The 17,333-nt window shown below is 63.2% G+C and carries 16 protein-coding genes and 1 pseudogene; 11 read left to right on the top strand and 6 right to left on the bottom strand.

From position 1 onward, the window contains the following. Nucleotides 1–78: 78 nt before the first annotated feature. The 3 genes and pseudogenes from ACN0YF_RS04950 to flbT form a co-directional block, all read right to left on the bottom strand. Entirely contained in the window at nt 79–903 is an 825-nt protein-coding gene (locus ACN0YF_RS04950; protein WP_417482284.1) for a flagellin, read from the bottom strand. A 357-nt stretch (nt 904–1,260) separates the two neighbouring features. After that, nucleotides 1,261–1,641, bottom strand: a complete 381-nt coding sequence (flaF, locus tag ACN0YF_RS04945; RefSeq protein ID WP_417482179.1) for a flagellar biosynthesis regulator FlaF — start codon at nt 1,639–1,641, stop codon at nt 1,261–1,263. Next, nucleotides 1,607–2,027: pseudogene (gene flbT, locus ACN0YF_RS04940) on the bottom strand (flagellar biosynthesis repressor FlbT); the annotation flags it as partial. The gene flaF and the pseudogene flbT, both read right to left, overlap by 35 nt. A gap of 191 nt (nt 2,028–2,218) precedes the next feature. Here flbT and ACN0YF_RS04935 point away from each other — a divergent pair. From ACN0YF_RS04935 to ACN0YF_RS04910, 6 genes are all read left to right on the top strand, one after another. Beyond that, nucleotides 2,219–4,003 (top strand): tetratricopeptide repeat protein, encoded by a 1,785-nt coding sequence (locus ACN0YF_RS04935; RefSeq protein ID WP_417482181.1) that lies wholly within the window; start codon nt 2,219–2,221, stop codon nt 4,001–4,003. Continuing rightward, complete coding sequence (locus ACN0YF_RS04930; RefSeq protein WP_417493562.1) at nt 4,000–5,016, top strand: hypothetical protein; 1,017 nt, start codon at nt 4,000–4,002, stop codon at nt 5,014–5,016. Before ACN0YF_RS04935 ends, ACN0YF_RS04930 begins: the two co-directional genes overlap by 4 nt. A 61-nt stretch (nt 5,017–5,077) precedes the next feature. Beyond that, nucleotides 5,078–6,055 carry a sulfotransferase family protein gene (locus ACN0YF_RS04925; RefSeq protein ID WP_417493561.1) on the top strand — a complete coding sequence of 326 codons (978 nt, stop codon included), beginning with the start codon at nt 5,078–5,080 and terminating at the stop codon, nt 6,053–6,055. Further along, the gene (locus ACN0YF_RS04920; RefSeq protein WP_417493560.1) at nt 6,052–7,101 is read left to right on the top strand and encodes a hypothetical protein; all 1,050 of its coding nucleotides are present in this window, start codon (nt 6,052–6,054) and stop codon (nt 7,099–7,101) included. The genes ACN0YF_RS04925 and ACN0YF_RS04920 overlap by 4 nt, the downstream gene beginning before the upstream one ends. Next, nucleotides 7,098–7,826: a cytidylyltransferase domain-containing protein gene (locus ACN0YF_RS04915; RefSeq protein WP_417493559.1), complete on the top strand. Its 729-nt coding sequence runs from the start codon at nt 7,098–7,100 to the stop codon at nt 7,824–7,826. The genes ACN0YF_RS04920 and ACN0YF_RS04915 overlap by 4 nt, the downstream gene beginning before the upstream one ends. Next, nucleotides 7,823–8,728, top strand: a complete 906-nt coding sequence (locus ACN0YF_RS04910; RefSeq protein WP_417493558.1) for an N-acetylneuraminate synthase family protein — start codon at nt 7,823–7,825, stop codon at nt 8,726–8,728. The genes ACN0YF_RS04915 and ACN0YF_RS04910 overlap by 4 nt, the downstream gene beginning before the upstream one ends. A 6-nt stretch (nt 8,729–8,734) precedes the next feature. On the opposite strand, the gene ACN0YF_RS04905 is transcribed toward ACN0YF_RS04910, so the two are convergent. After that, the gene (locus ACN0YF_RS04905) at nt 8,735–9,448 is read right to left on the bottom strand and encodes a cupin domain-containing protein (RefSeq protein WP_417482187.1); all 714 of its coding nucleotides are present in this window, start codon (nt 9,446–9,448) and stop codon (nt 8,735–8,737) included. A gap of 142 nt (nt 9,449–9,590) precedes the next feature. Between ACN0YF_RS04905 and ACN0YF_RS04900 the strand changes: the two genes are divergently transcribed. The 3 genes from ACN0YF_RS04900 to ACN0YF_RS04890 all read left to right on the top strand — a co-directional run bounded on the left by ACN0YF_RS04900 (nt 9,591) and on the right by ACN0YF_RS04890 (nt 12,785). Continuing rightward, the gene (locus tag ACN0YF_RS04900) at nt 9,591–10,478 is read left to right on the top strand and encodes an AAA family ATPase (RefSeq protein WP_417493557.1); all 888 of its coding nucleotides are present in this window, start codon (nt 9,591–9,593) and stop codon (nt 10,476–10,478) included. A 109-nt stretch (nt 10,479–10,587) separates the two neighbouring features. Then, nucleotides 10,588–11,973, top strand: a complete 1,386-nt coding sequence (locus ACN0YF_RS04895; RefSeq protein WP_417493556.1) for a hypothetical protein — start codon at nt 10,588–10,590, stop codon at nt 11,971–11,973. Between the two features lie 212 nt (nt 11,974–12,185). Further along, nucleotides 12,186–12,785: a CatB-related O-acetyltransferase gene (locus tag ACN0YF_RS04890; protein WP_417493596.1), complete on the top strand. Its 600-nt coding sequence runs from the start codon at nt 12,186–12,188 to the stop codon at nt 12,783–12,785. A gap of 4 nt (nt 12,786–12,789) precedes the next feature. On the opposite strand, the gene ACN0YF_RS04885 is transcribed toward ACN0YF_RS04890, so the two are convergent. Beyond that, entirely contained in the window at nt 12,790–13,938 is a 1,149-nt protein-coding gene (locus ACN0YF_RS04885; protein WP_417493555.1) for a hypothetical protein, read from the bottom strand. A gap of 306 nt (nt 13,939–14,244) precedes the next feature. Between ACN0YF_RS04885 and ACN0YF_RS04880 the strand changes: the two genes are divergently transcribed. Both ACN0YF_RS04880 and ACN0YF_RS04875 read left to right on the top strand, forming a co-directional pair. Then, nucleotides 14,245–15,474 carry a parallel beta-helix domain-containing protein gene (locus ACN0YF_RS04880; RefSeq protein WP_417482285.1) on the top strand — a complete coding sequence of 410 codons (1,230 nt, stop codon included), beginning with the start codon at nt 14,245–14,247 and terminating at the stop codon, nt 15,472–15,474. A 10-nt stretch (nt 15,475–15,484) separates the two neighbouring features. Beyond that, a complete protein-coding gene (locus ACN0YF_RS04875; RefSeq protein WP_417493554.1) occupies nt 15,485–16,612 on the top strand; it encodes an SO2930 family diheme c-type cytochrome in 1,128 nt (375 codons plus the stop codon). On the opposite strand, the gene ACN0YF_RS04870 is transcribed toward ACN0YF_RS04875, so the two are convergent. After that, nucleotides 16,613–17,266, bottom strand: a complete 654-nt coding sequence (locus tag ACN0YF_RS04870) for a TetR/AcrR family transcriptional regulator (RefSeq protein WP_417482193.1) — start codon at nt 17,264–17,266, stop codon at nt 16,613–16,615. Nucleotides 17,267–17,333: the final 67 nt, after the last annotated feature.

Genomic DNA, 17,333 nt, shown 5'->3' with positions numbered 1-17,333 from the left:
TTGCGGGCATGCTTACGGGCCCCCGCTCGCGGAACCAAAAAAATCGGGGCCGCCCGAAGGCGGCCCCGATCGACGAGGCTACTGGAAGAAGGAAAGAATGGTCTGCGGATTCTGGTTCGCGATCGAAAGCGCCTGGACCCCCAGCTGCTGCTTGACTTGCAGCGACTGCAGGCGTGCGCTTTCCTTCGCGAGGTCCGCGTCAACAATATTCCCGATACCCACTTCAAGGGCGTCGGAAAGTTTTGTCACAAAATCCCCGTGAATATCCAAAGATTTCGAAGCCGTGCCGAGGCGCGCCAACGCAAGGTTCAGATTGTTCAGCGAGGTCGAGATCGTTCCCGCGATAGTATCGGCAGCACCGGCCGTCGCAAAGGATGCCGTCGCGGAAAGGGTCACGATTGCGCCCCCCAGCGACAGATTCTCGTCGACGATCGAAATCGTGCTGCTGCCGTCCGCATTTGCCAAAGCAGAGATGGACGTCACGGTATTGTTGATCAAGTTCGTGCCATTGAATTCGGCGGTACTGACCATCTTCGAGATCTGGTCACGCAGGGCCTTGAAGTCTTCGTTCAGGGCCGTCCGGGACGCAGAGTCCAGAGAAACATCAGATGCCGCCAGTGCCTTTGCCTTCATCTCAATGAGCAGATCCGAGATGCCCTCGGCCGCCGCAAGCGCGACGTCGACGACGGACCCGGTCCGGTTCAGACTGTCCGTAACAACGCCATACCCGCCCACTTGGGCACGCATACGCTGGGCGATGGCGAACTTGCCGCCATCATCCTTCGCGCCGGCCACATCCAGGCCGGTGTTGATCCGGTTTTGAACCTCTGTCATCTGAGCGTTCGTCTTGGTCAGGTTCTGCAGAGCCACCATGGCTCCGGCGTTGGTGTTCACTGAAAGCATAATCATTCCTCCATTCTGGAAGTGGTGAAGTCAGTCGATTGACTTGGACTTTTTGTCCTGCACACCAGGTCGCAATTCGCGTGCCAGCGACCACACGCCCAACGCATTGCTTTCAATGATCTTTTTTACCTGACAAGCGATGACAGGAGGGTCTTCGAGCGAATGTGCCGCCCAAATCTGCCGACCCGGCAGATGCTGCCCCGTCACAGTCCGGACGCGAGGAAATGTACGCCAGGCGCGCCGCTCAGCCGGCGGTGCCGCAGGCATCGCGCAGCACGAAAAAGCCGGACGCATGGAAGTGCGCCCGGCTTGCCGGTCTCTGTCGAAAGGGGAAGGTGTTACGCCGCAGCGGGGCAGCTAGGCCGCGTTGTGGGCCATGTTTGGCTGCGGTTGCGGTGCCAGCCCCTGCATGATGGTCCGGTTGAGATCAATCAGCACCTCGAACTCTCCCGTCCCCCGCATCACCTGCGACGTGTATTTCGCGACGAAAATCGAGAGGGAAATAATCGAGGCCCGCAATTGATCCGGCAATTTGTTCTCGGCGCTCGCACAATCGGACCCGAGATTCGACCAGAGGCGCCGGTTCCAGTCCAGCGCGTCAATCCGGGTGGCAATCTCCAGCCGGTCAGTCTCCGACGCCTTCATCAGGGCGCGCGTGACCTGGGCAAACAGCCGGTATTCCGTCGAGCGCGGATCTTCCACGCGCGTCGACGCTTTCTGATAGGCCTGAAAGGACATTATTTTAGGCGCTCCTCTTCAAACGCGATCAATTTCTTGCAGCGCATCAAAGCCTTGTAATATTCTCCGGCCATGACATCGCGGCTGATCGTGACGCAGGACGCCAGCACGTCGGTCGCCGAAACGGCGCCCATGAATTCATTCATCCGCAACACGAACTGCTCGTATTGATGCTCGTCGGCCTGATCTGACAGATACATCATCATGATCGGGAAATAGATGTGCCGGGCCGGCGTCGTCACTTCGCTGGCCTGCATGATGTCCTTCTCGCGAAGTACCGATGCCCGGTTCTGCAACAAGAGCGTGGCCCGGCGATCACCGTTTTCAACCACGGCACCGTTGAGCACGAACTTCTCGCCGGGCTTGAGCGAGATTTTCAGGGCCATGATGTGTCTCCAGTCAGCGAAATCCGGGGCTTCATGCCGTCGACTGCACGTTGGCAAAGCCGGATGAATAAATGGTTTCGGCCATGAGCGACACGCAGCGCATCGCTTCGCGGGCCCGTTAGCAAGTTTTAAATCGAATCCCGGCCAGCTGAAGCTGATTCCTCCACCGCCCCGGACCCGATAGGCTTGGTATGACTGATGCAGCCCTGAGTGACGAATTTCAGGCCGAGGCCGAAGCCGCCAAGAATGAAGCGGTTGGCGCCCGCGGCGCGCGCGGTCGCCTCTCCACGGAATTGCGGCTGGGCGTCGTGCCCAAGGCGCAGCGGGACAAATATCGCAAGGCCTCCAACCTGGTCGCCCGCGGTATCAAACTGTCCGATGAGGGCGACCACCAGGAAGCATCCAAATACATTCTGCGCGCCCTCGATATCGCCCCCGATGCCGCACTGACAAATCATGCCGTCGGGCTGGTCCTGTTCCGCGTCGGGCGATTGTCCAAGGCTCTGGAGTATTACGAACGCGCCTGGAAGATCGATCCGAAGGATGCGGAGATCTACCTCAATATGGGCATTGTCGCGTGGAAGCTCGACATGCTGCCGGCGGCTGAAAAATTCTATCGCCTGTGCGTCCAGCTCGATCCGGGCAATCTGAACGGCGTCATCAATCTCGCCAGCGTCCTGCGCGACCAGGCACGCATTGATGATGCCATCGAGATCTTGCGCACCGCGATTTTCCAGTACCCGGAAAATGTGGAGCTGTGGAACTCGCTCGGCACGGTGCTCGCCGAATCCGGTGATCCGGCCGGCGCGACAACCTTCTTTGCCGAGGCCCTGCGCCTGAAACCCGACTTCGCCCGCGCCCACAACAATATGGCGAACATGTACGAACTGATCGGCGAGCCCTTCAAGGCGGTCGAGCATTTTGAGCAGGCGTTGAAGAATCCGCAGGACCCGGTCGACCGCGCCACGATGGAACACGGCCGCTCCCTGCTCCTGCTCGCCTGTGGGCGCGTGGCCGAGGGCTGGAAGGCCCAGCAATCGCGGCTCGACCTGAACAATGCCCAGGCCACTGTCTTCGCGATGAACTGCCCGCGCTGGGAGAGCCTTGACCTCGCGGACCTCAAGGGCAAGACGGTCGTGCTTGTTGGCGAACAGGGGCTGGGCGATGAAGTCCTTTTCCTCAACACAGCGCAGGAATTGATCGACGCGGTGGGCCCCGAGGGCGAGTTGCGGATTGCCTGCGAATACCGGCTGGTGCCGCTGGTCCAGCGCTCCCTGCCCAAGGCGAAGGTCGGCAATCACACCTCGGTCAAGCTGGAGGGCCGCGATGTGCGCACCGCCAACCATCTCGATGACGGCGCCGATTACTGGACACCGATGGGTGATCCGCTCAATGCGCTGCGTCCAACGCTGGAAAGCTTTCCAAAGCGCCCCGCCTTCCTGACCGCTGACCCCGAACGGGTCGCCGCCTGGCGCGACTATCTCGGTCAGGTCGGTGACGGCCTGAAAGTCGGCATTCTCTGGAAATCCCTCAAAATGAACGTCCGCCGGGCCCGCTTCTTCTCTGAATTCGAGGACTGGAAATCGATCTTCGCCGTTGACGGGGTCGATTTCATCAATCTCCAGTACGGCGAAATCTCCCGCGAGCTGAAACAGGCCAAGGAGCTGTTCGGCGTCGATATCCATCAACCCCGGGGCATCGACCTCAAGATGGATCTCGACGATGTCGCCGCGCTCTCGTCGACCTGCGACCTGGTCATCGGCCCGATGAATGCCACCAGCAATCTCGCTGCCGCGACAGGCGGTCTGGTCTGGTTCATTCACGCCCGCTCGACGACCTGGCCACTGCTCGGCTCCGACCACATGCACTGGTATCCCCAGACCCGTTCCTATTTCGGCAAGGGCTTCCGCGAGTTCGACACGCTGATGCCGCGGGTTGCCGCTGACCTCGAACAACTCGTCAAAGACCGGAAATGACCAGGCCGGCCGCCAGCCTGGCCATCCGCGCCGACGGCGATTCCCGGATCGGCCTGGGCCATGTGATGCGCTGTGCTGCCCTCGCGCACGCCCTGCTCGACGCCGGGCACCGGGTCATCTGGATCAGCCGGACACCGCAGTCCATCCCGGCAAGACTCGCCGCCCGGATCGACATCCGCAACATGCCCCCCGACACCGTCGAGGCCGATAGCCTCGTGCCGGCGCTCGCCGCATTACGGGTCAACGGCCTCATCGGCGACTGGCAGACCACCGACCCTGATCTGTGCCGGCAGCTGCGCCAGTCCGGCATCTGGCTGGCCCTGATCGGCAATCATCTCGGCGGCGCCGAGGCGGACCTGCTCGTCCATCAGGGTTTCGGGCAGACCCCGGCCGACGATACCGCGGGCATATGTTCGGGCAGCGCGCACATCCTGCTTCCGCCCGGATATGCCGGCCTGCCGGCCCGCACGGTCAAGCCACAGGTGAAACGCCTGCTCATCTCACTTGGCGGCAGCGAAACCACCATTCTGGACCGGGTACTCGGTGCCCTGGCGGGAATGCCCCGGCTTGCCAATGTCGACCTCGATATCCGCCGCGCCGCGCCGCGCACCACAGCCTTGCCTGAATGCGGATTGCTCGATGCCCTGAGCGCGGCTGATCTCGGCATTCTGGCGGCGGGAACCACGCTGCACGAGGCCGCCGCCACCGGGCTGGCCGCCATCGCCCTGCCGATCGCCGCCAACCAGAATGGCCGTGCCCGGCAATACCAGGCCCTCGGGCTCGGCCTCAGCCTCGACCCGGCCGAACCCGGTTTCGAAACCCGGTTGCAAGGAATACTGGGGGATCTGCTCGACGCAGCAGACCGGCGGCAGAGCTTCAGCGCAGCCGGGCAGGCCTGCGTCGATGGCGAGGGCGCCGCCCGTGTCGCCGCCCGCATCGACGCCATGATTTCGCGCGTACCGGCACAGCCGGACGCAAGCCTTTCAACGGCAATTGCTGGTCCGCCATCCTGAATCAGGATCAGTATTTGCGTGCATGACAGCCCCGCCAGCCGGGGCACAAAGGGAGAGCCGCGTGAGTCACGTGCCAGCAGACCAAGACGCCCGCCCGGAAGCGCCGGCCGCAGCCGGCTGGCCGGATTTTCTGGTGATCGGAGCGCCGAAATCGGGCACGACTTCGCTCTATCACTACCTGCGCCAGCATCCGGACATCTTCCTGTCGCCGACGCGCAAGGAGGGCCGCTTCTTCTCCGACATCTGGAAGGGTGAGGTCTACTGGCCGGAATTCTATCATTTCGACGCGCCCAGCTCGGCGGCCGACTACCAGGCCCTGTTCGCGCAGCGCCGTGACGAGGCCCGCGCCGGCGATGTCTCGCCGGACTACCTCGCCTATGCCGATATCGCCGCGCCGCAGGCGCTGAAACTGTGCGGGCCGCAAACCCGGGTCATCGCCATCCTGCGCAACCCGGTCGACCGGGCCTGGTCGCACTATCTGCAGAATGTCCGCCGCGACGCCGAATTCCTCTCCTTCGGCAAGACGCTGGAGATCGAGGCGGAACGCAAGGCGGCCCATTGGGGCTTTCAGTGGCTCTATACCGATACCGGCAGATATGCCGCCAAGCTGGCGCCATGGCTCGACCGTTTCGACCGGACGCTGGTCCTGCTGCAGGACGAACTCGACCGGGACGCGCCGGACACGGTGCGCCGGATATTCGACTTCCTCGCAATCGATCCCGATGCACCGGTCTCGCTGCAGGAGCGCTTCAATACCGGCGGCATTCCGGCCGCCAAACTGCCGGTACTGGCCGGCGCCTATGACGATCGCAGCGGCGAAAGCTTCGAGGCCCTGCACGCCGAACTGGTCGCGCCGGTGACCGGGATCTCCTCGGCATCAACCGCCGATGGTGTTTACCCACCGCCCGGCGCCGCACCGGTGAAGGTCCCGCCCATGGACCCCGCCATCCGCGCCCGGCTCGAGGCGCGCTTCGCACCGGAGATTGACGCGCTGGAAACCCGGCTCGGCCGCTCGCTCGACATCTGGAGACCGGCATGATGCCGCACGAACTCTCCAGCGGTGTCCTCGTGACCGGCGTCGGCGCGCCGCCCGGGCTGGGCACGGTGCGCTCGCTCAAGGGCGCCGACAGCGCGCTGAAAATCGTCGCCGCCGATCTCAATCCCCTCGCCGCCGGCCTGTTCGAGCCCGGCGTTGAAGCCCGGCTGCTGCCGGCCGCCAGCGACACCGATGCCTATCGCCGCACGGTGCGCGAGATCTGCGCCACGCACGGGCTCGACATCGTCATTCCCGGTTCGGAAGCCGAAGCCGCGGCGCTGGCGCCCGTGGCGCGGGAATGGGCAATGGATGGCCTGCGCGTGCCTGTGCCCGATCCGGAGGTGCTTCGCTTCGGCATCGACAAGGGCCTGCTCCTGACACGCATCGCCGAGGCCGGCCTGCCTGTGCCGCAAACCCTGCAGCCCGACAGCACAGCCGATCTGGACCGCTGGGATGGTGATTTCCCCTGCGTGCTCAAACCACGCTGTTCGCGCGGCGCGCGCGGCGTCAGTTATCCGGCTGACATGGCGACCCTCAAGCGCGACTGGCCCGAGACCGTCGCCGCCCACGGGCCCAGCCTGGTGCAGCAACGCATCCCTGGCGGGCCGGAGACGATCTACACCATCGGCACGCTGTGGAATCGCGGCGAGCTGATCGTCTCGACCCTGCATCGCAAGCTGCAGACCAATCCGCCCAGCGGCGGCGCCGCCATCGCCGGGGAGACCGTGGTCGACCCGGGCCTGACCGAGGCCGGTCTGGCGATCCTGCGCGCCACCGGTCCCTGGCACGGCCTCGCCGCCGTCGAGCTGAAACGTCCCTCACCCGATGCCCCGGCCTATCTGCTGGAGATCAATCCGCGCATGTGGGGGTTTGGCTATCTGATGACGCTGGCGGGTCTCAACGTGCCCGCCCTGCTGGTGCGCATGCTGTCCGGACCGGAGCATCTCGCCGGCCATATCCCGTCAACCTTTCCGCCCTATTCTCCCAAGCGAATGGTCAGGTCCTGGCAGGACATAGAGATCCCGCTCGATTGGAAAAGCGTCACATGAAGCGTTGCGTTGCCGTCATCCAGGCCCGGATGGGCTCCAGCCGTCTGCCCGGCAAGATCCTCGAGCCCCTGCACGATGATGTCTCGCTGCTGGCCTATCAGTGCCGCCGCCTGCGCCATATCGAAGGCGTCGACGAGCTGTTGATCGCCACCACCACCGCGCGCCGTGACAATGTGATCGCCGATCTGGCTCAGGCCGAAGGTATCCGGGTGTGCCGCGGTTCCGAGCACGATGTGCTGAGCCGTTTCGTGCGCGCCGCCGATATGAGCCTTGCCGACACGCTGGTGCGCATCACCTCGGACAGCCCGTTTCGCGACCCCGGGGTGATTGCCCGCTGCGTCGCCGAACACCGCGCCCATGGCGCCGAATACACCCGGCCGGAAGCGGGGCATCTGCCCAAGGGTCTGCGCGCGGAAATCGTCGAGACGCGCGTATTGCGCCAGATCGACAGCGACAGTGCGACCACGGATCGCGAGCGCGAGCATGTCACCCTGCGGATCCGCGAGAACCCCGGTGCCTATCGCTGTCTCACCGTCGCTTTTCCTGACGAGCTGCACCATCCCGAATTCGACCTCTCGGTCGATACCGCCGACGAGCTGGAGTTTGTCCGCATGATCCATTCAAGCCTTGAGGCGCGCGCCTGGCCCGCCGATATCGGGCATATCTGCGCCCTGCTGGCCGAAATGGCGCAGGGCCGGCAGCAACAGCAAAGGATCGCATCATGAGCGCCGCCACCACACTGATCGCCGAAATCGGCTCCAATCATGGCGGCAGCCTGGATGAAGCCAAACGCTATATCGAGGCCAGCGCCCGCGCCGGCGCGCAGATCGCCAAATTTCAGTCGCTGACCCGCGAAGGCCTGATTGCCCGCAAGGCGAAGGATGCCGCCACCGGGGAATGGATCGACAATCCGCGCTATGCCGCCTTCACCAATCAGGGCCTGCCCGATCACTGGCTGCCACAGCTCAAGGCCTGCTGCGACGAGAACGGCATTGAATTCATGTCGACGCCCTTCGACCTGGAGGCCGTCGACATGCTCGAGGCCATTGGCGTCAAGCGCTACAAGATCGCCTCGGGCGATCTGACCTTCACACCGCTGCTGCAGAAAGTCGCCGCCACCGGCAAGGCCGTCATCATGTCGACCGGGGCGAGTTATCTGGAAGAGGTCGCGACCGCGATCAAAACCCTGCAGACCTCTGGCTGCAGCGATCTGACCGTCCTGCAATGCACGGCGAGCTATCCGCCCAGCTGGGACGATCTCAATCTCAATGCCATCACGACGCTGAAATCCACCTTCGGCCTGCCGGTTGGTCTGTCGGATCATTCACCGGGGCATGTCGCACCGATCGCAGCGGCGGCGCTCGGTGCGACGGTGATCGAGAAACACGTCACCTTCGACCGCACGAGCGCGGGCCCGGATCATCCCTTTGCGATGGAGATGGATGAATTTGCCAGCCTCGCCCGCGATCTGGCCGCTCTGGCCACAGCCCTCGGCGATGGTGAAAAACGCCCCGCCGCGAGCGAGATCAATCGGCGCAATAATCTGCGCCGCGGCGTCTATGATCCGGACACGGGACTGCCGACCGAGGCCGCGAACGGCGTCTGGCTGCGCCCGCAATACAAATAGCGAAAATCAGGCGGTACGGATCTTGTCGATCTTGTTGGCCGAGACCCCGTCAACCATGGTGCGGTTGATCATCGGGTGATCCTCGTCCTGCGGGCCGAAATCACTGTCGGGATGATAGGCGATCACGCGCATCTCGCTGTCGAAAGTGCGGAATTTGTGATTCCCCTCGAACGGGATGCGGAACATCACGCCCGGCTCAAGCGGAATGATGCCCTCCGGCGTCACGCATTCACCGCGGCCCGAGAACACGACCCCGATACGATCGGATGGATGCGTGTGCGGAGTCTGGTCAATGCCTGGCGGGAAATAGAGCAGGTTGAGACAGGCATCGCCCATCCGTACCGGCGGGATCAGCAGGCTGTCGGTGCAGCCATCAATATATTTCAGCCGGCCCTTGTCCTCGACCGGACCGCCAAGCATGAAAAAGCCCTGGGCGCGATCGCGGGCGATGACGATGCCGCGTCCGCCTGAAATCGTCACCTGGTCATTGGCGGAGAAATACATGCCCGGCTTCAGCGTGAAGCGGCCGGAGGCGCATTCGATCACAGCCTCGCCTTCCTGGACGAAACCGAAAAAGGCCGTTTCCGGCTGTAGCAGATCGAGCGCCTCACCATCCCAGGCATGCAGCGTCGTCGGGAAGTTGGGATCGCAATCGGCGATCTTTCCGGTCTTCCAGTCGAAGCTGTAGAAATTGCGGGTTGGCGTAAGCTCGATCGGCATGGAACGCACTCCTGATTGAATCATGTCCCCATGCGGCGGGGATTCGCTTTATGGATTGTTAATGGCACATCGAAGCTGCCGCTTTTGCCGGAGCTGAATCGCGCCCCTACCCTCGCTTGCATAATCGCGCTAAGTCGATGGCATGCGTTTTCAAGGTACAGACAGTTACGTCGCTGACAGCGAATTGAGCGCCGCGGTTAACGCCGCGATCGCTCTGGAGCGTCCGCTGCTCGTCAAGGGCGAGCCGGGCACGGGGAAAACCGAACTGGCGCGCCAGGTGGCGGATGCCCTCGGCATGCCGTTACTCGAGTGGCACATCAAATCCACGACAAAGGCACGCCAGGGTCTGTATGAGTATGACGCCGTCGGGCGTCTGCGCGACAGCCAGCTCGGCGATGAGCGCGTGCACGACATCTCCAATTATATCCGCAAGGGCAAGCTGTGGGAGGCCTTCACGGCCGAGAAGCGCTCCGTCCTGCTGATCGATGAAATCGACAAGGCCGATATCGAATTCCCCAACGACCTCCTTCAGGAGCTCGACCGGATGGAATTCCATGTCTACGAGACCGGCGAGACCATCAAGGCCGTTGAACGCCCCGTCGTCATCATCACCTCGAACAATGAGAAGGAATTGCCGGACGCCTTCCTGCGCCGCTGTTTCTTCCACTTCATCGCCTTCCCCGACGAAGAGATGATGCGCGCCATTGTCGAGGTCCACTTCCCGGGCCTCAAAAGCCGGCTGCTCGCCGAAGCGCTGAAGATGTTCTACGAGATCCGCTCGGTCCCCGGCGTCAAGAAAAAGCCCTCGACCTCCGAATTGCTCGACTGGCTCAAACTCCTCCTGATCGAGGATATCGACCCGGCCCTGCTGAGCGAGAAGGACCCGCGCAAGCTGATCCCGCCGCTGCATGGCGCCCTGTTGAAGAATGAGCAGGATGTGATGCTGTTCGAGAAACTGGCCTTCATGGCGCGCAGAGCGCCGGCCGGTGGACCGGGGCGCGGGCCAGGTGGTGGACCGGGCGCAGGCTAAAGGGCGAATTCGCCCAAAGCGCACGCCTGCCTTGCATTTGCCCGATTGAGGCAGGAGACTTTCTCCTTGGCGGCCACATTTTGCGGTCAGCCCGGATCGGGGGATCGTCATGCTTCGCACGCTAGCGCTTTGCGCACTCATCGGATTTTCGCTCCAGTCGACAGCCGTCGCGCAGGACACGACCGAGGCGCAAAACAGGATAAACGCCGCGATCACGCTCGCCCAGAGTGGCGATCTCAATGGCGCTGCGGCTGAAACCGAACGCGCCATTGCCGCCGCGGAAACCCTGCAGGACCGGTTCGACGGCCTCTATGTGCTGGCGCAAATCCGGGACGGGCAGGAACGTCATCGTGAAGCCGCCGAAATGGCCGAACGCGCCGCCGCCCTGGTTCGCGATGAACCCGATGCCGGCGAGCTGCTGCAGGCCGCGCTCGGACTGGCGGAACAGGCCTATTACCGCGCGCAGGACCGGGATTCCTGGTTTCGGGTCGGGCAGGAGCTGCGGGCGCTGAGCGATATCGAGCTCGCCCTGTTCTGGCGCGACCTGGACAGCAATCCGGAACATGTCTTCACGGCCGCCCATTGCCCGACACGGCTCGGTGGCGCCGTTCGGGCCTATATGAGCAACCTCAATGCGACCGGCACGGATGAAGAATGTCAGTATATGATGGGCGACATCCCCGCCCCCCGCATCACAGTCTTCATGTCCCGGATCACCAGCACCGACACGCTGGACGCCCTGTATGACGGAACCGTCGAGCAGATCAACGTCGCCTTCAATCACCCGCGCGAAGTCAGTTCAGACCTGCTGGATTTCGCCGGACTTCCAGTACGGCGCGGAATATTCGCCCAGGGCACCACGCGAACCGGCCTCTGGCTTTCGCTCGTCCACGGCTGGTCGCTGAAACTCCGCCTGACCCATGATGGCGAACTCACGAACGACCAGATTGATGCGATCGCGGCCGACTTGTTTGCGGACCTGCCCGGGATTGAAGCCCATCTGGCGCATTGCGACGCCCTGGCAGCAGGCGATGCAGCCGAACCCGGAACACCCGGCGTTGGCGATGCGGTGATGCTGCAGCTCCACTTCGAACAGGCTGAGCTGGCAGAAGCACGGCAATGCTTTCTCGGTCTGCCGGAGTTCAACAATGGCCGCCACACCCTCGCCTGGAGCGATCTGGGAGCCGATGGCGAAGTCCTGCGCTATATCGCTGCCAGCCGCGATCCGGGCTCGTCCTACCGCGTTATCCTCGCCCCCGGCCTTTCCCTGACGGGACCTGGCAGCGCACCCTACTTGCTGGCCAGCCGCAACCAGGAAGGCCTGTTCCTCCTCGGGGCATTCGATTCGCTCCCCTCGCCGCAACAATTCATCGACTATGCCGAACGGGCAGCCGCTGGCCAGCTGACCAACTATGCCTCGGTCACGGTCGATGCGGACGGCCAGACCCAGATCTCGGTGACCGATGCCATCCTGGGCGGATCGGAGACCGAATAGTGCCCCTTGATCACAGGGCGGGGCGGACTGTATGTTGACTGCCAGACCAATGGAGAGCGACATGGACCAGCGCGGCTAAGCCGCGCCGCTCGGGAGACCGGGGGCGCATTTCACCCGATGATTTGTGAAATTACGCCCGGAGTCCGCTCATGCCTGCTTCCACACCCACGTCCGCCATCCACCCTGCCCTCGATCCGATGACGCTGCATCCCATGCCGGCGGCGCCGTCGATGGCCTATCTCAAACCCCTGCTCGCCGATCATCCCAAGATCGAGGCGGGGGATTACAGCTATATCCATTCCTTCACCGATCCGGCGCGCTTTGCCGACCAGGTGAAATACGCCTTCGATTTCATCGATGACCGGCTCGTGATCGGCAAATTCTGCTCGATCGCCGCCGATGCCAGCTTCGTGCTCAATGGCGGCAATCATTTCGCCGACCGGCTCTCCACCTATCCCTTCCCCATCTTCGGCTGCTGGGGCGAGCCCGATCCCGGGCCCTGGCCCAACAAGGGCGGTATCACGATTGGGCATGATGTCTGGATCGGCTGGGACGCGACCATCATGCCTGGCGTCACCGTCGGCCATGGCGCGATTATCGCCACCAAGGCGGTCGTCACCAGCAATGTCGAACCCTACACCATCGTCGGCGGCAATCCGGCACGGACCATCAAGCGGCGCCTGCCGGAGGCCGATATCGAACGCATGCTCGCACTGGCCTGGTGGGACTGGCCGGTCGAGCAGATCGCCGCGGCATCGGACGCGCTGATGCAGGCGGATGTCGCGGCACTGGAGGCGCTGGCCCCCGTCTGACGGATCAGCGCGACGGCGGCGACAGGGTGTAGGTGGAAGCCGTGGTCCAGTCCGCCTCGGGGCTGGCGCGGCGCTCTTGCACAATGACGGCACCCTCCGCATCCAGGCGCTGCCAGACCCAACGATCCAGCGCCGCCGCCGGCGCACCGCGCAACCCGGCATAATAATTCTCTGTCGGCGAAGCGATCGTCGCTCCGGGTGCATCGAAGAATACCGCGCCTTCGCCGCCAGACGAAGCGATCGCATAGCGATGCCGCTCGCCGGGGGCATCGGAGAGGCTGAATTGGGTCCAGAGCTGCAACATGGATGACCAGCTCCACGCCAGGAAGGTCTCCCGGCCGGAGATGTCCAGCACGCCTGCGATGGCGCAACCATCAAGCAAGCGGCCGGCGTCGAGATGACCGTTGACCGGCTCGCCGTTCGCGTCCGCGCCGGAGACGGTCCATCGCCCCTCCAGCACGTCAAATGCACCATGCGGCGCCTCGCTACAGATCCGGCCGGGCTGAAAGCCGGGCCACGGCCCACCCCGCGGCGTGCTCACAGCGTCCTGCCCCAGGCGATAGAGGTCGATCACGGTCCAGGTCGACCAGCTATCGCCACCATCGCCCGTATTGGCGCCTTCCCAGCGAAAATGGTCCGGCTTGATATCGGTGAATGTATAGCGCCGGGTACTGGTCGTTTCCGGCGTCGAGCGTGCCGGGTCATGGCTGTAGAGCTCGATGCGGCCATTTTCTTCCGGACCGATCAGCTGGTCCATGAAGGCGACACCATCCCAGCCCGGACGCGGCCAGTGCTGGGCCATGATCCAGTCCCCCGTCTCGCCATCGAGATAACGGATCGAAATACCCGAAGCGCGCCCGGCCGCGTCGGTGGCCTCCAACGGCCAGGCCAGCTCGACCACAGCCTTGCCCCCGAGCATGGTGAAGACCTGTTGATGCACCTGCTGGCCCTCGGCGGCAAAGCCCAACCCGTCCGGATCGCGCAGGCGCCAGTTCGAGCGCCATTCCCCGATCCAGAAATCAAAGGCGCGGGCCTGGGGTGTTTGCAGCGCGGCGGCAAAGTCCGTCTCCGGCGCATCACCCCAGTCGTCCGGCTCTGACACGGGTGTCTGCACCAGCATCAAACCGGCGATCACACTCAGAAAACCGAACATGGCCACTCCCCCTGATTTTCGCGGTATTGGACCCGATGATGCGGCGACAGGCGTCCGGACGGCCAATCACAAACCGGTGAGCCCGGCAGCGGCGTGCGGCGGCGCCCCGGCCGGGGCCATGCGCCACCACACCTTCACCTGCCGACGAGACCGCCGGGGTCACCGACCTGTCAAAAAATCAGAAAATGTTTCTGTTTCCGATTGTGTCCCTTCCCGGAATGTGGAATTTTCGCTGTCAGGGCAATCCATGTCGCTATGCGGCAGGGATGCATAGGTGGATACGGGGAAATCGGGATGAAGACGACAATGCGGAACATGATCTTGGGCGCCGCCGCGCTGACGCTGGCTGCCTGCGGCAACCAGGTCGACACGTCGCGCGACCTGTCAGCGGCGGACAGCGACTACCAGACAGTGCTGCTGGAGCAGTTGATCGACGCCCAGCCCGGCGATGTGATCGAGATCCCGGCCGGGGTCTACAGCTTCACCCGCTCGCTCAGCCTGAATGTCGATGGCGTCACCATTCGCGGTGCGGGCATGGACGAGACCATCCTGAGCTTCCAGAACCAGATTGCCGGCGCTGAAGGCCTGATCGTCACCGGCAATGACTTCACACTGGAAAACCTCGCCATCGAAGACACGATCGGCGATGGCCTCAAGGTGAATGGCGGCGAGAACATCATCATCCGCGGCGTGCGTGTGGAATGGACCAATGGCTATGCGACCGAGAATGGCGCCTATGGCATCTATCCGGTCCAGACCACCAATGTCCTGATCGAGAACACGGTCTCGATCGGCGCGTCGGATGCCGGCATCTATGTCGGTCAGTCGCGCAATGTGATCGTTCGCAACAGCCGCGCCGAATACAATGTCGCCGGCATCGAGATCGAGAACTGCATCGGCGCCGATGTCTATGGCAATACCGCCACCAACAATACCGGCGGCATTCTCGTCTTCAACATGCCCAACCTGCCACAGCCGGGCTATCACACCCGCGTCTACGACAATGACGTCTTCGCCAACAATACCGAGAATTTCGGCCATGCCGGCACCCCGGTCGCCAGCGTTCCGGCCGGCTCGGGCATCGTCATCAATTCCAATGACCAGGTCGAGATTTTCAACAACCGGATCTCCGACAACAACACCGCCAACATCATCATCTCCAGCCTGCACTCGACCGGCTATTCTTCCTACTCGGTGCAGGAGGATTTCGATCCCTATCCGGAAGCAATCTGGATCCATGACAACACCTATTCCGGCGGCGGCACGTCACCGGACGGGCTGGATCTGACGGCCCTGAAAGTCGCGATGTTTGGTCTTAATGGTGCCCTGCCGGATGTGTTGTTTGACGGCTATGTCGATGAGGGCAAGTTTGTCGATGGCGCGATGCCCGCCGAGCTGCGCATCTGCAATAGCGACCCGGTCGAGGTCCTCAATGCCGACGGCCCGAATGGCTATGCCTCGCCGCGGCTCGACACCGAGGCCTTCAGCTGCGCCCTCGAGCCGCTGAGCGGCGTCGAACTGGCCTTCGCAAACTAGGAGCGTGATCATGAGTGTGTTGCGCGGATCCCTGCTGCTGCTGATTGCGATCTCGCTGGCGGCCTGTTCGCCGGGGCGCGCGACACCGCAATATCACGCCACCGGCAATCCCGGGCTGCTCTCCGAATGGGGGCAGCTGGGCGTGGCCGGCGGTCAGATCCACCTGGCCGAGGGCGTGGTCCCCTACGATCTCAACACACCGCTCTTCACCGACTACGCACTCAAACTTCGTACCATCTGGATGCCGCCGGGCACGCAGGCCACGTATCGCGAAGGCGCTGCGCTCGACTTCCCGGTCGGCACCGTCATCACCAAGACCTTCTATTATCCGCTCGCCGACACCCCCGGCATGGTCGCGGCCGGCGACGGGCACAGCATGACCAATGCCGATGGCAGCCTCGACCTCTCGCGCGTGCAATTGATCGAGACCCGCATCCTGGTCCACCGCGAGGATGGCTGGTCGGCCATCCCCTATCGCTGGAACGAGGACCAGACCGACGCAGTCCTGCACCGTTTCGGCGATATTGTGCCGTTGCAGATGATCAGCGCCGATGGCGAGCAGATCGACTTCGATTACGTCATGCCCGACACCAATCAATGCGCCAGCTGTCATGCCCCGGATTCCAATACACGCGCCATCGCTCCGATCGGTCCGAAACCGCGCCATCTCAATCGCGATTTCGACTATCCTGACGGAACACGGAACCAGCTTGAATACCTCACCGAAGTGGGCTTCCTCACCGGCGCGCCGGACACAGCGGATGCGCCGCGCAATGCCGACTGGGAAGATGTGACGGCGCCGCTTGAAGCCCGCGCCCGCGCCTATCTCGACGCCAATTGCTCGCATTGCCACAGCCCGGTGGGACCGGCAGACACCTCAGGTCTGGACCTGGAACCGGGCGTGCCGCACAGCCCCGCTGCCGGCTTCTGCAAGCCGCCCGTCGCGGCCGGTGCCGGGACCGGTGATCGCCCCTTCGATATCTTCCCCGGCCAGCCGGACAATTCGATCCTGCTCTTCCGCCTCGACAATATTCATCCCGACCAGATGATGCCGGAGATCGGGCGCTCGACCATCCATACCGAAGGCGTCGCCCTGATCCGGGAATGGATCGAGAGCCTGCCGGGTGATTGCGGCTGATCAGTCCTGGCCGGGGGCCAGATAGGGCTCGAGATAGCGCTGCAGCGCCATCAGGGCTTCCGTGAAATAGGCCTCGCCCTCTTCCGGCTTGTCCCGCGCCTCGAAGATCAGGATCTCGGCCGCGCAATAGATCTCGACCGCCATCCGGGCGACGACATCCGGATTGCCACCATGGAAGCCGTCCAGCCCGCGGCGCCAGCGCGTCGCGAGCACACTGGCTAGGCGCAGATTCCAGGCCTGCCGCACCGCACGCAGTTCATGCGTCATCAGGGTGAGACGGAAAACAGCGCCATAGGACGGATTGTTGGCGACCAGTTCGCGCAGACCGAAAATCATGCTGGAGAGGCTCGCCTCCCAGTCCTGCTCCTCGGGATCCTCCAGGATGCTGGACACGATCCGGTCGGTCTCGATCTTGAATTCCTCCAGGATCGTGCGGTGGATCGAATAGATATTCGGGAAGTAACGATAGACAGAGCTGACCGGCACATCGGCCTCTGCCGCGACGGCCGTGGTGGTGATGGTATCGGCCTCATCACGCTCCAACAGACGTTTGGTTGCCGCGACAATCTTTGCGATCCGCACTTGCGAGCGCTTCTGTTGCGGTGCCGCCCGACGCTCCAGATCAACCATTTCTGTGGGAGCACGCTCGTTCACGGTCAGCCTCTTTGATATCACACTGCAAATTCGCACATCATGCCGTTGAAACAAGTGTGACCAATTT

Origin of the sequence: Maricaulis sp., from assembly GCF_048270265.1 — a bacterium.
Taxonomy (GTDB): Bacteria; Pseudomonadota; Alphaproteobacteria; order Caulobacterales; family Maricaulaceae; genus Maricaulis.
This window is presented reverse-complemented; position numbering and strand designations above follow the sequence as displayed.

What these genes read in the sequence shown, in the direction of transcription:
- ACN0YF_RS04915 (WP_417493559.1), top strand. Translation starts at nt 7,098, where the DNA reads ATGAAGCGTTGCGTTGCCGTCATCCAGGCCCGGATGGGCTCCAGCCGT.
- ACN0YF_RS04920 (WP_417493560.1), top strand. Translation starts at nt 6,052, where the DNA reads ATGATGCCGCACGAACTCTCCAGCGGTGTCCTCGTGACCGGCGTCGGC.
- ACN0YF_RS04880 (WP_417482285.1), top strand. Translation starts at nt 14,245, where the DNA reads ATGCGGAACATGATCTTGGGCGCCGCCGCGCTGACGCTGGCTGCCTGC.
- ACN0YF_RS04935 (WP_417482181.1), top strand. Translation starts at nt 2,219, where the DNA reads ATGACTGATGCAGCCCTGAGTGACGAATTTCAGGCCGAGGCCGAAGCC.
- ACN0YF_RS04900 (WP_417493557.1), top strand. Translation starts at nt 9,591, where the DNA reads ATGCGTTTTCAAGGTACAGACAGTTACGTCGCTGACAGCGAATTGAGC.
- ACN0YF_RS04905 (WP_417482187.1), bottom strand. Translation starts at nt 9,448, where the DNA reads ATGCCGATCGAGCTTACGCCAACCCGCAATTTCTACAGCTTCGACTGG.
- ACN0YF_RS04930 (WP_417493562.1), top strand. Translation starts at nt 4,000, where the DNA reads ATGACCAGGCCGGCCGCCAGCCTGGCCATCCGCGCCGACGGCGATTCC.
- ACN0YF_RS04885 (WP_417493555.1), bottom strand. Translation starts at nt 13,938, where the DNA reads ATGTTCGGTTTTCTGAGTGTGATCGCCGGTTTGATGCTGGTGCAGACA.
- ACN0YF_RS04895 (WP_417493556.1), top strand. Translation starts at nt 10,588, where the DNA reads ATGCTTCGCACGCTAGCGCTTTGCGCACTCATCGGATTTTCGCTCCAG.
- ACN0YF_RS04875 (WP_417493554.1), top strand. Translation starts at nt 15,485, where the DNA reads ATGAGTGTGTTGCGCGGATCCCTGCTGCTGCTGATTGCGATCTCGCTG.
- ACN0YF_RS04890 (WP_417493596.1), top strand. Translation starts at nt 12,186, where the DNA reads ATGCCGGCGGCGCCGTCGATGGCCTATCTCAAACCCCTGCTCGCCGAT.
- ACN0YF_RS04910 (WP_417493558.1), top strand. Translation starts at nt 7,823, where the DNA reads ATGAGCGCCGCCACCACACTGATCGCCGAAATCGGCTCCAATCATGGC.
- flaF (WP_417482179.1), bottom strand. Translation starts at nt 1,641, where the DNA reads ATGTCCTTTCAGGCCTATCAGAAAGCGTCGACGCGCGTGGAAGATCCG.
- ACN0YF_RS04950 (WP_417482284.1), bottom strand. Translation starts at nt 903, where the DNA reads ATGCTTTCAGTGAACACCAACGCCGGAGCCATGGTGGCTCTGCAGAAC.